The 516-nt window shown below is 69.0% G+C and carries 1 pseudogene; it reads right to left on the bottom strand.

What is annotated here, in order from left to right:
• A pseudogene (locus tag KDH83_RS31395) lies at window positions 1-258 on the bottom strand (hypothetical protein); the annotation flags it as partial.
• Window positions 259-516: the final 258 nt, after the last annotated feature.

Here is a 516-nt window from a genome sequence, read left to right as displayed (position 1 = left end):
GGACTGGCACCTCGGATCCGCCGGCAGGCGCCGCAGGAAGTACAGCTTGCCGCCGTTCGGGTCGGTCTTGTCCGTCACGCCCCGCGTCAGGCTGTCCAGATCCGGCGGATAGCCGCTGCGATCCAGGGACTTGTCGATCTTCCCCTCCAGGCTGGCCGCGTGATAGGCGTCGATCGCATCGCGCACGATGCGCACGCTGTGCCGCAGGTCCTCTTCCTGATTGCGGCGGCGGACCAGGTCGGCGCAGGGCAGCGCCACGCTCAGTCACAGCGCCAGCAGCGTGAGCGCGGCCAGCATTTCGATCAGGGTGAAGCCTTGTTGCCTGCGCATGGGCATCCTCAATACGGCGGCGCCAGCGGCGCGTCCAGCCCGGGCCGGGCCGGCGCGGTCGTCAAGGGCAGCACGGTCACTCTGGCTTCGGTGCCGGACGGGAAATAGCTGTTGGACGCCGCCGGCAGCTCCAGCGAACGCTCCACGTGCGGCGTCAGCAGCAGCACGATCTCGGTCGATTCCTCG

The sequence above is a fragment of the Achromobacter sp. Marseille-Q0513 genome, from assembly GCF_018195695.1.
Lineage (GTDB): Bacteria > Pseudomonadota > Gammaproteobacteria > Burkholderiales > Burkholderiaceae_B > Achromobacter.
The sequence above is the reverse complement of the archived record's forward strand: the minus strand, read 5'-3'. Positions and strand labels throughout refer to the sequence as shown.